Raw genomic sequence first — 12,290 nt, 5'->3', positions numbered from 1 at the left:
CACTCACCCGGCTTGCCGACTCCTCGGCGCTCTCACCAACGAGATCTCCTCGTGGCGAGCTCCCTGGGCTGGCTGTCCGCGGGGCTTCGCAACCAGCGAACCCACCCCGCGGCAGCCCGCCCGGCTCGCTCCCCACGGGGCGCACCCAACCAACAACGCCGCCGCGGCACACCCATGCCCCGCCCGGGCTTCCGCTCCTCCAGGGCTTCGCAACCAGCGAACCCACCTCGCGACTGCCCGCCCACCCCGCTCACCTCGAGGCGCACCCAACCAACAACCTCGCCCGCGACGCCCATGCCCCACCGGGCTTGCTGCCCTCGGAGACTTCGCAACCAGCGAACCCACCTCGCGACTGCCCGCCCGGCTCACTCACCTCGGGACCCTCCCAACCAGCAACCTCACCCCGCTACCCTCCGGCCTTGCTCTCCTCCGGGGCTTCGCAACCAACGAACCCACCCCGCTACACCCATGCCCCGCCGGGCTTCCCTCCCGGAGCTTCGCGACCAATGAACCCACCTCGCGACTGCCCGCCCGCCCCGCTTACCGCGAGGCGCGCCCAACCAGCGACCTCACCCCACTGCGCCCATGCCCCACCGGGCTTGCCGTCCTCGGAGACTTCGCAACCAGCGAACCCACCTCGGGACGCCCGCCTGCCCTGCTCACCGCGAGGCGCACCCAACCAGCGACCTCACCCCACTGCGCCCATGCCCCACCGGGCTTGCCGTCCTCGGAGACTTCGCAACCAGCGAACCCACCTCGGGACTGTCCGCCCGACTCGATCACCGCGGGCACTCCCAACCAGCGACCCCATCCCGCTACGCATGTGTCCCACCGGCCATCCGTCGTCCGGGGCTTCGCAACCAGCGAACCCACCTCGCGACTGCCCGCCCGCCCCGCTCACCGCGAGGCGCACCCAACCCAGCAACCTCACCCCGCTACACCCGGCCTCAACATCACCGAAGCCACCGCACTCTGCCCACCAACCCCGGCGGCACGCACACCACCGTGCCCCGGGACCTGCCACCACCTCGACCAGCTGACCGGGACCGGCTGATCGGTCATCCCGCGGCCCCACCGCGCCGCCCCACCGATCACCGGCCCCTGGGGCCGTCCCCGAGCGGCCCCACCCCCGTGGGCGCGCGCCACCTTCCCCGTGTCCAGCGCGCCCACGGGGCCCCTCCCCCTCCCCGCCCTCCGCCGGGCCAGATCCGCTCCGGCCTCAGAGACCACTCCGCCCATCACCGCTGTCCCGACCGCTACCCAGCCACCGATGCCAAGATCTCCGCCCGTCTCCCTCCCCGCGTTTCGGCCGTGCGTCCCACCGCGTCCTCAGCAGCGCTGCACCGCGTTGGCCGACGAGCCCCAGCCCCACTCCGCCGCGGCCGCGGCGGAGCACCCTGATCGACCGCCGCGACCGTCTCGAACGCGCCAACCCGGTGCACCCGGCAAGCCCACCGATCCATCACGTCTGGCCGAAGTCCCGACCCCACCCCGTAAGGAGCCCTCCATGCACCCCCACCCACACCCACCGACCTGCCAAAACCACGCCTCTCGCCACCCCGCCGAGACCGCAGCCGCGAGGTGGTGGCGATCCCACCCATTCGAGCGGGATGTCGTGGGCAGGCAACGGCCGCGCGGAACCCCGGGCGCCTGATGAACCCCTGGTGAACGCGCCGCCGGCGCACCCCCGCGGCAACGAGCAAGATCACCCGCGTGGGGACCGGGCAGGCGCACGGCATCCGGCGAATCCGGCGAACGAGACCTGAAACGATTCGACGGTGTCGAACGATCGAGAGGATGGCGACGACTAAGCTGCCGGTGCTGGAGATCGGCAACCGTCGTCGACCCGGGCCCTCGTAGCTCAGCTGGATAGAGCAAGAGCCTTCTAATCTCTAGGTCGCAGGTTCGAGTCCTGCCGGGGGCACCACCAGCGGAAATGCCGCGCGCGGTCGGCGCGCGGCTTCCGCCGGGGCCGAGAAATCGGCGCCACGCCACGGGTCGTGTCGGCGGAGCCGGAAGCGCCCACTGTGGACGGCCCGCGCCGGCCGTTGATCTTCCACGCGACCGGACGCCGGATCGCGCAGCGGCCGAATGGGGCAACAGCTCCAGGCCGAGTTCCACTTGAGACAAGCTTGTTATCTGGCGCCGTCACGCGGAATGCGCGACGGAGCGGTCACGCGCAGCCACAGACGACCCCATCGAGGACCCGTGGACCACAACGAATCACGAAACCGGCGGCGCGCCGGGAACCGGGTGGCGCGCGCGTGGTTCGACGAGGCGCGGCGCGCCGGGCTCGTGCGGCGGCACCTGCTCAAGCTGCGTTACCTCGCCGATCATCCGCAGCAGCACGGTGAAAGCGCGGTCGCGCCGTTCCCGCTCGGCGGCACACCGCGCAGACGGCGCCGGGCACCACCCGCAGTTCAGCTGGTGTTCGACTTCGGCCCGGAAGAAGAACCGAACAGCGACAGGACAACCACCGGACAGTCCACATCGGACGCCGCCTGACGCCCGACCGTAGGCGAACCGTATCTTCGAGTGACGAAGGGAGGGGCCGTGGACGTCGAGCAGGTGCGGGAAGCCGCCGTCGAACCGTACGCGGACGGGGTGCCGGTGCTCAGGGTCGTCGACGTCGTCGGGCGGCGGTCCGGGGAGTCGCGGCCCGTGGTGCTGAACGTGACGGAACGGGGCGGCCGGCAGTACGTGTGCGCGCCCGAGGGCCGCGGCTGGGTGCGCAACCTGCTCGCCGCCGGGTACTGCCGCGTGGAGCGGGACGGGCCGCGAGGCCGGGACACCGTCCGGCGCGTGCGGCGCGTCGGCGACGAGGAAGCGCAGCCCGTGCTCAAGGCTCAGGTCGCGAACTTCCCGGACGGCCGGCCCACGACCGTGCTGCGCCTGGAGCCCCTGGACTAGGTCGAAGCACCCCGTTTAGGTGATGGACGTCATCTATCACTCTCAAATAGATGAGGTACATAATCTAAACAAGGAGATCGACCCAGTCGAAGGAGTCCCGGAGATGTCGCAGACCACCGTCCCCAGCCAGCTGACCACCCCGAACCTCACCGTCGAGGCCGGCAAGGGCGTCACCTACGCCTACCGCCGCTTCGGCAACACCGAGCGCGACGTGCGCCCGCTCGTGTTCCTGCAGCACTTCCGCGGCAACCTCGACAACTGGGACCCGCAGCTGGTCGACACGATCGCGGCCGAGCGCGAGGTCATCCTGTTCGACAACACCGGCGTCGGCGGCAGCTCGGGCGCCACCCCGCGCACCGTCACTGCCATGGCGCACGACGCGCTGGCCTTCCTCGACGCGCTCGGGCTCACCGACATCGACGTGCTCGGCTTCTCACTCGGTGGGTTCGTCGCGCAGGAACTCGTCCTCATCCGGCCCCTGCTGGTGAACCGGCTCGTGCTCGCCGGCACCAGCCACGAAGGTGGCTCCGGCTTCCACACCTGGACCGGCGAGACCGGCAACGCCGCCACGGCCGACGAGCCCGCCGCCGAGCACCTGCTGCACCTGTTCTTCGCGAAGACCCCGACCGGCGTCGCGAAGGGCTGGGAGTTCGTGCAGCGCATCTTCACGCGCACCGAGGACCGCGACGAGGGCGTCTCGCTCGCCACCCGCGACGCGCAGCTCGACGCGATCAGCGCGTGGGGCATCCCGGACCCGAGCCGCCTCGCGCGCCTCGCCGCCATCACGCAGCCGACGCTGGTCGCCAACGGGGACAACGACATCATGGTCCCCACACCCAACTCGAAGGTCCTGGCGGACCACCTGCCCAACGCACGCCTCGCCCTCTACCCGGGCGCCGGGCACGGCTTCCTGTTCCACTACGCGGCCGAGTTCGCCGGCGACGTCAACGCCTTCCTCGGCTGATCCTCCACAACGGACAATGGTCCGGCACCACCGTGCCGGACCATTGCCGTGCGCTCAAAGCAAATCCACAAAGGACTCACTCGTGCGAGGTCTCGACCACCCGCCGGCGCGCGGCTTCCAGGATCTCGTCCGACAGCGGATCCCCCGCCGTCCCCCGGGCCAGGTACAGCGCGCCCACCAGCGTCGCCAGCGTCGCCATGTGGTCCTCCCGCGTGGCGGACTCACCGTCGAACTCGGCGAGCACGTCGAGGAACGTCCGCACGCCGTCGGCATACGACTTGCGCAGCGGGCTCCCCTGCTCGTCCCGTGCCGCTTCGCCGCCGAGCGCCGTGGCGGGGCAGCCTTCGCCAGGCGCATCGCGGGATTCCTGCGACATGTACGAAGCCGCCAGCTCCGCGCGGCGCTCGCTCACCGGCGCCTCGGGGATCCGCCGCAACTGCGCCGCGAGCTGCTCGAACGCCTCCGCCGCCGCTTCCCCGGCCAGCGCCTCCTTCGACGCGAACTGCCGGTAGAACCCGCCCTGCGTGAGGCCCACTTCGCCCATCAACTCGGCCACACTGACGCCGCCGACGCCCCGCTCGCGGAACAGCCGCGCGGCTGCCGTGACGACCTCACTGCGATGCCGATCGGCCTCGGCTCGCGACACGCGTCCCATGCGTCCTCCTCGGGGGAAATCTCCGTCCATAATATATGACGACTGTCATCTTTTTCCCGTCGGCGAACCGTGATGCCCGCGACAGGCCAGCTACGGCTCCAGTGACACGTTGGGGTGACTCAAGGGGTGGGACCACCGGAATCCGGGCATTTCCCGAAAGCGGAAACCCCGCATTCGAAGGAAAGGACGGCGAAGATGAAAACCCGAATCGCTTCCTGGGCCACAGCCGGCGCACTCGTGTGCGGCGGACTGGTGGCCACGGCTCTGCCCGCGGCGGCCGACCAGGTGCCCGGCAACCCGGACCGGTTCTACGCCTACTGCTCCATCGACGTACTCGGTTTCCCCTTGGCCTGCACGGAAACCGACGCCACCCACGCCTCGCACGAATGCTCCTACGTGCTCTACGGCGTGGACCTCACGATCGCCTGCGAAAGAATCTGACTGCGACCGCTCAAATCTGCCCGGCCCACGATTCCACGCGTTCGGTGCCGATGTCCGTGTCGTATCCGTGGCCCGGGTGCACCACCGTTTCATCGGGCAGCACGAGCAATTTCCGGCGCACCGAATCGTGCAGCGTCGACCGGCTCGACATCACGTCGCCGGTCATGCCCGGGCCGCCGGACAGGAGCGTGTCGCCGCTGAAGAGCAGGCCTTCGTCGGGCAGGTGCAAACACACCGAACCCGCCGTGTGACCCGGGGTGTGCAGGACGACCACCGGTGAGCCGGCGACGGTGAGCACCTGCCCGTCGGCCAGCTCGGCGTCGGGGCGGCGGCCGGGGTTGACCGTGGCCCACAGCTTGGCGTCGCCCGGGTGCAGGAGCACGGGCGCGCCCGTCGCGTCGGCCAGGGTGAGCGCGGCGTCGGCGTGGTCGTTGTGCGCGTGGGTGCACAGGATGCCCAGCACGTCGCGCCCGTCGATCGCGGCGGCGATGGCGGTCGCGTCGAAGCCGGCGTCGACCACCAGCACCTCCTCCTCGTCGCCGAGGAGCCAGATGTTCGTGTCGACGGCGAACGACACCCCGTCGAAGCGGTAGTTCCCGGCGGTCACGGTGAGATCGACGTCCACGCCCGGGACGATCGCACGCACCACGAGCCGCGGCGGTCTCAAATAGCGACAGCTCAGCGCGACCTCAGCCCGTCGACGAGCGTCGCGATGGTCTCGTCCACCAGCTGCGCCACCGGCCGTGCCCCGCTCATGCCGCTGGTCACGAGCGACGCGAGCCCCTGCAAGGTCGCGAAGATCGCGTACTCCACGTGCTCACCCGCCACCACGTCGCCGCCCGCCTGCGCGCGGGCGATCATCGCCGACGTCGCGGCGAACGTCCGGTCCGCCACCGCCCGCAGGTCACGGGCGTCCTCGCGGTTCTTCGCCGCGAACATCAGGTCCAGCAGTGCCGGCCGGCGCGTCGCGAACCCCACCCACGCACGCGCGAACGCCAGCAGCGCGGCGGCGAACGGCGCACCGTCGTCGGCGCGCGCCGCCTCGAGCTCGTGGCCCAGCTGCTCGAAACCCCGCTCCGCGAGGGCGTCGAGCAGCGCCCGCTTGTCCGCGAAGTGCTGGCGCGGCGCCCCGTGGCTCACCCCGGCGTCGCGGGCCAGCTGCCGCAGCGACAGCTCGTCGGGCCCCGACTCCTCCAGTACCCGCTCGGCGTTCTCGAGCAGCACCGCCCGCAGGTTGCCGTGGTGGTAGCTGGTGCGCGCCTCCGTCATGCCCGCACCTTACTCGGGTGTAGGCAGCGACAACACCTTGACGAACCCCGCACCGCTCCCTAGGTTGTCCGGACATAGGACGTCGGACATCCCACGTCCTGCGTCTCTCCCCCATCCCCACTGACGAGGAGGCGGAACGTGTCACCGATCCGCAGGTTCGGGACGACTCTTCTCGCGGCAGCCGCACTCGGGCTGTCGTTCACCCCCGCGGCCACGGCCGCACCCGCGCACCACGGCTGCACGTCGTCGGTGCCCTTCACCTCCGGCTCCGAGGGCTACGACACCTTCCGCATCCCCGCGGTGGTGCGCGCCGCCAACGGGTCGCTGGTGGCCTTCGCCGAAGGCCGGCGCGACTCGGCCGGAGACTCCGGCGCCATCCAGACCGTGTCGAAAACCTCGCGCGACGGTGGCTGCACCTGGGGCCCGCTGACCGTGGTGGACAGCAACGGCGACAACACCGCCGGCAACCCCACCCCGGTCGTCGCGCGCGACGGCGAGCTCGTGCTGCTGACCGTCCACAACGGACCGGTCAGCGAAGCGCAGATCATGTCCGGCACCGCGTCCGCGCAGGACACCCGCCGCGTGTTCGTGTCCAGCAGCCGCGACAACGGCCGCACCTGGACGTCGGCCCGCGACATCACCACCGAGACCAAACTGCCCACCTGGCGCTGGTACGCCACCGGTCCGGGCCACGCCACGCTCCTGCGTCACGGCCCGCACGCCGGCCGGATCGTGGTGCCCGCCAACCATTCCAGCGCTCCGCCCGCCGGCTCCACCGACATCGGCACGGAGGCGAAGTACTACGGCGGCCACGACCTCTACAGCGACGACAACGGCCGCACCTGGCACATCGGCTTCACCGACGACCGCACCGACGGCGTGATCGCCGCCAACGAGACGTCGATGACCGAGCTGCCCACGGGCGCGCTGTACTTCACCAGCCGCAACCAGGGCTCCGCCGCCGACCACCGCGTCGACGGCTACAGCTTCGACGGCGGCAAGACGCTCGTGCGGCCGTACCAGGTGCAGCCGGGGATCTCCGGGACGAAGGTGGAAGGCAGCGTGCTGCAGACCACGATCCCCTGGCTGCTGGTCTACTCCGGCCCGGCCGACCCGGCCACCCGCGCGGTCATGCGGCTGCGGCTCAGCTCCGACGGCGGGCGCACGTGGAGCGCGGGCCGCACGCTGACGAGCAACCCGGCGGGCTACTCCGACCTCGTGCAAGCCGACCCGGCGACCGCCGGCCTGCTCTACGAGACGGGGACCGCCGGCCCGTACGAAAGCGTGGTGTTCCAGCGCATCCCGCTTTCCGACGTGCGCTGACCCACACCTCGGTCCTGCCGTGCCTGGGGGTGCGGCAGGATCGGGACGGGGCAGAAGGGGGCACGGCGATGACCGAAGACCGGTGGATCCGGCGCTACCACCCGGCCGACGACGCACCGGCGCGTCTGGTGTTCCTGCCGCACGCGGGCGGTTCGGCGTCGTTTTTCCACCCGTTCTCGAAGGCGCTCTCACCCGACGTCGACGTGCTCGCCGTGCAGTACCCCGGCCGCCAAGACCGGTTCGGCGAGCCGGCGCTCACGCGGGTCCCGGACCTCGCCGACGCCATCACGCAGGCGGTGCTGCCGTGGCTCGACGTGCCCGTCGTGCTCTTCGGCCACAGCATGGGCGCCACGCTCGCCTACGAAGTCGGCCTCCGGCTGGAAGCGCGGGGCTCCGGGCCGCACGCGGTGGTCGTCTCCGCTCGCCGCGCCCCGTCCCGCCCGGGCGACGACACCAAACATCTGCTCGACGACAACGCCTTGCTCGCCGAAGTCGCGAACCTCAGCGGCACCGACCCGCGCGTGCTCGCCGACGAAGAACTGCGCGCCCTGGTCCTGCCCGCGCTGCGCGCCGACTGCACCGCCGTCGAGACCCACACCCATCCCGACACCCCGCCGCTGGCCGCGCCGATCCACGCGCACGCCGGCGCCGACGACCCGCGGGTGACCCCCGAAGACGTCCGCGCCTGGGCCGCCCACACCACCGGCGGCTTCGACTTCACGGCGCACCCCGGCGGCCACCTCTACCTCACCGAGCGGCTTCCGGACGTCGTGGCAGCACTGCGGAAGACCCTGGTGATCACCCAGTAAGGTGCGCGAAATGGGACTGCGAAAGCTCCTCACCGGGTTCGGCAAGACCCCCGCGTTCGCCGCGCTCGGGCGGGCGCTCGTCCCCGCCGACCGCGTGATGTTGCGCGTGACCGGCGGACGTCTGGGTGTCGGCACGCCGCTGGGTCTGCCGGCCCTGCTGCTGACCACGGTCGGGCGCACGAGCGGCGAGCCGCGCCAGGTGCCGCTGCTCTACGTCGAACGTGACGGGGGCTACGTCGTGATCGGCTCCAACTGGGGCGGCGAGAAGCAACCCGCGTGGTCGGCGAACCTGATGGCCCAGCCCGAGGCGACCGTCAGCATGCGCGGGCGCACCACTGCGGTCCGCGGCCGGCTCCTCGAAGGCGACGAGCGCCAGGAGATGTGGGACGCTGTCGCCCGGTATTGGCCCGCCTACGACACATACGCCGTGCGCGCCGCTCATCGTGAAATCCGCGTGTTCCTCCTCTCGCCCCGGTAGCTTGGGCCATTCGGCCGAGCGAAGGAGAGGCGGATGCCGCACTACGCGATCCTGATCTACGAGCGCGAGACGCCCGGCGGCGTCGCGGATCTCCCGCCCGAGCTGCTCGAAGAGCACGCCCGCGTCGAGGACCGCATCACCGCTTCCGGCGGCACGCTCATCGCCGGGTACGCCACCCAGCCCTCGGCCAAGACGCGGTCGCTTCGCGGCGCAGCGGTCGCCCCCGGCGCCTTCGCGGTGAGCCCGGAAGCCATGGCCGGCTTCTTCATCGTCGACGCGCGCGACCTCGACCACGCCGTGGAGATCGGCGGGTTCGTCCCGGTGCTCGACGGCGGCGTCGAGGTCCGGCCGCTGCTCGGCGGCTGACCCTCAGCGCGTGAGCACCGGCGCCAGGCCGAACACCTCGAACACCGCGGGGTCCTGGAACACGACGGTGTGCGCCACCCGGCCGTCGGCGATCGAGAACACCTGCAGCGTGTGCAGGTGGAAGTCCGAGCCGTCCCAGCAGTAGGCGGCGAAGGCGGGCTGGCCGTTGGCGTGCGTGCGCTGCAGCTGCCAGCGCGTGCCGCGCATCTCGAACACGCGGGCCATGAAGCGGGCGTAGTCGTCGCGGCCGCGGTACCAGAGCGGGACGGGCGGCATCTCCAGCACGACCTCGTCGGTCAGCAGGGCCACCAACGCGTCGACGTCCGCCTCCTCGAACGCACGGACGTAGTCGTCGATGACCTCTTCGCCCGATTCGGTGAGCTCGTCGGCCGACACGCCGGCGACGCCGCTTCGCGCGCGTTGCAAAGCGCTGTTCACCGAGGCCGTGGTGGTACCGAGCAGATCGGCCACCTCAGCGGCGCTGAAGTCGAGCACGTCGCGCAGCACGAGCACAGCGCGTTGCCGCGGCGGCAGCAGCTGCATCGCCGCGACGAAGGCGAGCCGCACGCCCGAGCGCGCGGCGGTGACGGCGGCCGGGTCGTCGGGCAGCGGCTGCAGCCACGGCACGTCGAACGCCGGCACGAGCCGCTGCAGCGGATCTTCGCTCGGGCCGCCGAGGCCCGTCGGCAACGGACGCCGGGCGCGACCTTCGAGCGCGGTGAGGCACGCGTTGGTCGCTATGCGGTAGAGCCAGGTCCGGATCGAGGCGCGCGTGCTGTCGTAGCGTTCCCACGCGCGCCAGGCGCGCAGCATCGTCTCCTGCACGAGGTCCTCGGCCTCGTGCACCGAGCCGAGCAGGCGGTAGCAGTGCACCACCAGCTCGGCCCGGTGCGGACCGGTGCTCGCCGCGAAGTCGGGCACGTCAGTGCGCCGGGGCGTTGCTGTAGGCGGCGACCGACCACGAGCCGGCGGCCCGGGTCAGGACCCAGGTGGCGATGCGCTCGCGTTCGGCCGGCAGCGAGTCCGCGCCGGCGAACAGGATCCCGGCGCGGCTGACGACGATCGCGGTGTCGCCGTCGACACGCACGTCCTGCGGCTCGTCGACGCCGCGCGAACCCTTGAGCGGGCCGGCGAACGCAGCGCCCATGTACTCGCGCACGGCGGCGCGGCCCTGGTGGAAGACGCCGGGCATCACCACGGTCGCGTCTTCGGTGTACCGCGCGGCGAAGGCCGCGGCGTCGTTCTCGGCCCAGGCGGCGTAGAGGCCGGTCAGCAGGTCGCGGATCTCGGCGGGGGTGGCGGTGGTAGTCATCGTGGCGGTCCCTTCCGTGAAGTGGTTTCGCGGGGACATACCGGCGGGCCGCCCGGAACTCATCGCTGGAGCGGCAGAAACTTTTCGGCTCGCGATTGCAGGTAGCGGCGCTCAGGCAGGCTCGACGTCCGTTTGGCCGCGCGCAGGTAGTGCGCGTGGGCCGCGGCGGTATCGCCGGCGAGCTCCAGCAGGTGGGCGCGCACGGCGTCGAGGCGGTGGCCCTGCTTGAGCCGGCTGTCGTCCGCCACGGTGGCGAGCAGGGCCAGCGCGGCGGCCGGCCCGTCGACCATCGCGACGGCGATCGCGCGGTTGAGCGTCACGACCGGGCTCGGCGCGAGCTCCGCCAGCACGTCGTAGAGCTCGACGATCTGCGGCCAGTCCGTGGTCTCGGTGCTCGCCGCGCGGTCGTGCAGCGCGGCGATCGCGGCCTGCACCTGGTACGGACCCACGGGTCCGCGCCCGAGCGTGCGGCTCACCAGCTCCACGCCTTCGACGATCAGCGGCACCGTCCACAAGCGACGGTCCTGGTCGGCCAGCGGCAGCAGCGCGCCCTCGTGCGTCCGCGCGGGGCGGCGGGCGTCGGCGAGCAGCATCAGCGCGAGCAGGCCCGCGACCTCACCGTCGTCGGGCAGGAGCGTGCGCACGGCGCGTGTCAGCCGGATCGCTTCCGCGGTGAGCTCCACGCGGTGCAGTTCCTCGCCCGAAGACGCGGTGTAGCCCTCGTTGAAGATCAGGTAGAGCACATGGAGCACGACCTGCAGCCGATCAGGCCAGTCCTCGGCCGAGGGCTCGGCGAACGTCGACCCCGCGGCCGCGATGCTCTCCTTCGCGCGCGTGATCCGCCGCGTCATCGTGGCCTCGGGCACCAGGAACGCGGTCGCGATCTCCGCCGTGGTCAGGCCGCCCACCGCGCGCAACGTCAGCGCGACCTGCGAGCTCGGCGTCACCGCCGGGTGGCAGCAGAGGAACAGCAGCGTCAACGTGTCGTCGTGCTCCGGCCCGCGGTCCTCGCCCGGCCCCGGCACCACCTGCGTGACCTCTTGCCCGGCCACGTTCTCTTCGCGCCGGCGCCGAGCGCTCTCGCTGCGCCAGAGGTCGGTGAGCCGCCGGGTCGCGACGGTGAGCAGCCACGCGCGCGGGTTGTCCGGCACGTCCCCGTCGGCCCACTGCTCGACGGCCGCGAGCAGCGCCTCCTGCACGGCATCCTCGCAGGCCTCGAACTGGCCGTACCGGCGCACCAGCGCCCCGAGTACCTGCGGTACGAGCGGCCGGAGCAGTTCGACGTCCATCAGCCGGGCTCGGGCTCGCCCTCGGCGCCGGCGAAGAACGCGACCGGGCGGACCTCGATGCCGAGGCCCTCGATGCCGGCGTCGGGGATCATCGCGGCGACCTCGAGCGCGCGTTCCCGGTTCTCGCACTCCACGAAGTAGAAGCCCGCGAGGAACTCCTTCGACTCGGTGAACGGCCCGTCGGTCACGACCGGCACCCCGCTGCGCACGTGCACCACGGCGCTGTCCGCGGGCGCGCCGAGCGCCTGGGTGTTGATCATCTCCCCCGACGCGCGGATCTTCGCGATGAAGTCCCCGTGCCCGGTCATGACCGCGTCCTTGGTCTCCTCCGAGAGCCCATCCCAGACTTCGGGGTTCATGTGCATCGTCAGCAGGAACTTCATGTCGTCCTCCCCAGGGGCCGGATCCTGACCGGCCCCAACCTAGCGGACGCGAGCGGGTGCGGAAGCGCTCGGCGGTAGGTTCGCCGGTCCT

15 protein-coding genes and 1 tRNA gene are annotated in these 12,290 nt (G+C 71.7%); 9 read left to right on the top strand and 7 right to left on the bottom strand.

From position 1 onward, the window contains the following. Positions 1 to 1,850 precede the first annotated feature (1,850 nt). The 4 genes from QRX50_RS21545 to QRX50_RS21530 all read left to right on the top strand — a co-directional run bounded on the left by QRX50_RS21545 (position 1,851) and on the right by QRX50_RS21530 (position 3,874). Positions 1,851 to 1,927: transfer RNA gene (locus tag QRX50_RS21545), tRNA-Arg, on the top strand. A gap of 281 nt (positions 1,928 to 2,208) precedes the next feature. After that, on the top strand, positions 2,209 to 2,505 hold the full coding sequence (locus QRX50_RS21540; protein WP_285973712.1) for a hypothetical protein: 297 nt from the start codon (positions 2,209 to 2,211) through the stop codon (positions 2,503 to 2,505). A gap of 48 nt (positions 2,506 to 2,553) precedes the next feature. After that, positions 2,554 to 2,910 carry a nitroreductase/quinone reductase family protein gene (locus QRX50_RS21535; RefSeq protein WP_285973711.1) on the top strand — a complete coding sequence of 119 codons (357 nt, stop codon included), beginning with the start codon at positions 2,554 to 2,556 and terminating at the stop codon, positions 2,908 to 2,910. Positions 2,911 to 3,013: 103 nt separating this feature from the next. Next, on the top strand, positions 3,014 to 3,874 hold the full coding sequence (locus tag QRX50_RS21530; protein WP_285973710.1) for an alpha/beta fold hydrolase: 861 nt from the start codon (positions 3,014 to 3,016) through the stop codon (positions 3,872 to 3,874). A 76-nt stretch (positions 3,875 to 3,950) separates the two neighbouring features. On the opposite strand, the gene QRX50_RS21525 is transcribed toward QRX50_RS21530, so the two are convergent. Then, the gene (locus QRX50_RS21525) at positions 3,951 to 4,529 is read right to left on the bottom strand and encodes a TetR/AcrR family transcriptional regulator (RefSeq protein ID WP_285973709.1); all 579 of its coding nucleotides are present in this window, start codon (positions 4,527 to 4,529) and stop codon (positions 3,951 to 3,953) included. A gap of 195 nt (positions 4,530 to 4,724) precedes the next feature. Here QRX50_RS21525 and QRX50_RS21520 point away from each other — a divergent pair, with 195 nt between their 5' ends. Continuing rightward, positions 4,725 to 4,970 (top strand): hypothetical protein, encoded by a 246-nt coding sequence (locus QRX50_RS21520; RefSeq protein WP_285973708.1) that lies wholly within the window; start codon positions 4,725 to 4,727, stop codon positions 4,968 to 4,970. Between the two features lie 10 nt (positions 4,971 to 4,980). Here QRX50_RS21520 and QRX50_RS21515 read toward each other — a convergent pair whose 3' ends face one another. Both QRX50_RS21515 and QRX50_RS21510 read right to left on the bottom strand, forming a co-directional pair. Further along, positions 4,981 to 5,595, bottom strand: a complete 615-nt coding sequence (locus tag QRX50_RS21515) for an MBL fold metallo-hydrolase (protein ID WP_285973707.1) — start codon at positions 5,593 to 5,595, stop codon at positions 4,981 to 4,983. 53 nt (positions 5,596 to 5,648) lie between these two features. Then, positions 5,649 to 6,239 carry a TetR/AcrR family transcriptional regulator gene (locus QRX50_RS21510; protein WP_285973706.1) on the bottom strand — a complete coding sequence of 197 codons (591 nt, stop codon included), beginning with the start codon at positions 6,237 to 6,239 and terminating at the stop codon, positions 5,649 to 5,651. Between the two features lie 138 nt (positions 6,240 to 6,377). On the opposite strand from QRX50_RS21510, the gene QRX50_RS21505 reads away from it, so the two are divergent. The 4 genes from QRX50_RS21505 (at position 6,378) to QRX50_RS21490 (ending at position 9,215) form a co-directional block, all read left to right on the top strand. Continuing rightward, the gene (locus QRX50_RS21505) at positions 6,378 to 7,562 is read left to right on the top strand and encodes a sialidase family protein (protein WP_285973705.1); all 1,185 of its coding nucleotides are present in this window, start codon (positions 6,378 to 6,380) and stop codon (positions 7,560 to 7,562) included. A gap of 68 nt (positions 7,563 to 7,630) precedes the next feature. Next, positions 7,631 to 8,371, top strand: a complete 741-nt coding sequence (locus QRX50_RS21500; protein WP_285973704.1) for a thioesterase II family protein — start codon at positions 7,631 to 7,633, stop codon at positions 8,369 to 8,371. 10 nt (positions 8,372 to 8,381) lie between these two features. After that, entirely contained in the window at positions 8,382 to 8,849 is a 468-nt protein-coding gene (locus QRX50_RS21495; RefSeq protein WP_285973703.1) for a nitroreductase family deazaflavin-dependent oxidoreductase, read from the top strand. Between the two features lie 33 nt (positions 8,850 to 8,882). Continuing rightward, positions 8,883 to 9,215 (top strand): YciI family protein, encoded by a 333-nt coding sequence (locus QRX50_RS21490; protein ID WP_285973702.1) that lies wholly within the window; start codon positions 8,883 to 8,885, stop codon positions 9,213 to 9,215. Positions 9,216 to 9,218: 3 nt separating this feature from the next. On the opposite strand, the gene QRX50_RS21485 is transcribed toward QRX50_RS21490, so the two are convergent. The 4 genes from QRX50_RS21485 to QRX50_RS21470 are packed head-to-tail and all read right to left on the bottom strand — an operon-like array spanning position 9,219 to position 12,199. Then, positions 9,219 to 10,136 (bottom strand): sigma-70 family RNA polymerase sigma factor, encoded by a 918-nt coding sequence (locus QRX50_RS21485; protein WP_285973701.1) that lies wholly within the window; start codon positions 10,134 to 10,136, stop codon positions 9,219 to 9,221. 1 nt (position 10,137) lies between these two features. Further along, positions 10,138 to 10,527 (bottom strand): SgcJ/EcaC family oxidoreductase, encoded by a 390-nt coding sequence (locus QRX50_RS21480; RefSeq protein WP_285973700.1) that lies wholly within the window; start codon positions 10,525 to 10,527, stop codon positions 10,138 to 10,140. A gap of 59 nt (positions 10,528 to 10,586) precedes the next feature. After that, positions 10,587 to 11,816: an RNA polymerase sigma factor gene (locus tag QRX50_RS21475; protein ID WP_285973699.1), complete on the bottom strand. Its 1,230-nt coding sequence runs from the start codon at positions 11,814 to 11,816 to the stop codon at positions 10,587 to 10,589. Then, positions 11,816 to 12,199 carry a YciI family protein gene (locus QRX50_RS21470; RefSeq protein WP_285973698.1) on the bottom strand — a complete coding sequence of 128 codons (384 nt, stop codon included), beginning with the start codon at positions 12,197 to 12,199 and terminating at the stop codon, positions 11,816 to 11,818. The genes QRX50_RS21475 and QRX50_RS21470 overlap by 1 nt, the downstream gene beginning before the upstream one ends. Positions 12,200 to 12,290: the final 91 nt, after the last annotated feature.

The organism is Amycolatopsis sp. 2-15 (assembly GCF_030285625.1).
Classification (GTDB): domain Bacteria; phylum Actinomycetota; class Actinomycetes; order Mycobacteriales; family Pseudonocardiaceae; genus Amycolatopsis; species Amycolatopsis carbonis.
Note: the sequence above shows the minus strand (reverse complement) of the source record. Positions and strands in the feature narration are given on the sequence as shown.

What these genes read in the sequence shown, in the direction of transcription:
- QRX50_RS21500 (WP_285973704.1), top strand. Translation starts at nt 7,631, where the DNA reads ATGACCGAAGACCGGTGGATCCGGCGCTACCACCCGGCCGACGACGCA.
- QRX50_RS21520 (WP_285973708.1), top strand. Translation starts at nt 4,725, where the DNA reads ATGAAAACCCGAATCGCTTCCTGGGCCACAGCCGGCGCACTCGTGTGC.
- QRX50_RS21480 (WP_285973700.1), bottom strand. Translation starts at nt 10,527, where the DNA reads ATGACTACCACCGCCACCCCCGCCGAGATCCGCGACCTGCTGACCGGC.
- QRX50_RS21490 (WP_285973702.1), top strand. Translation starts at nt 8,883, where the DNA reads ATGCCGCACTACGCGATCCTGATCTACGAGCGCGAGACGCCCGGCGGC.
- QRX50_RS21525 (WP_285973709.1), bottom strand. Translation starts at nt 4,529, where the DNA reads ATGGGACGCGTGTCGCGAGCCGAGGCCGATCGGCATCGCAGTGAGGTC.
- QRX50_RS21495 (WP_285973703.1), top strand. Translation starts at nt 8,382, where the DNA reads ATGGGACTGCGAAAGCTCCTCACCGGGTTCGGCAAGACCCCCGCGTTC.
- QRX50_RS21475 (WP_285973699.1), bottom strand. Translation starts at nt 11,816, where the DNA reads ATGGACGTCGAACTGCTCCGGCCGCTCGTACCGCAGGTACTCGGGGCG.
- QRX50_RS21530 (WP_285973710.1), top strand. Translation starts at nt 3,014, where the DNA reads ATGTCGCAGACCACCGTCCCCAGCCAGCTGACCACCCCGAACCTCACC.
- QRX50_RS21510 (WP_285973706.1), bottom strand. Translation starts at nt 6,239, where the DNA reads ATGACGGAGGCGCGCACCAGCTACCACCACGGCAACCTGCGGGCGGTG.
- QRX50_RS21470 (WP_285973698.1), bottom strand. Translation starts at nt 12,199, where the DNA reads ATGAAGTTCCTGCTGACGATGCACATGAACCCCGAAGTCTGGGATGGG.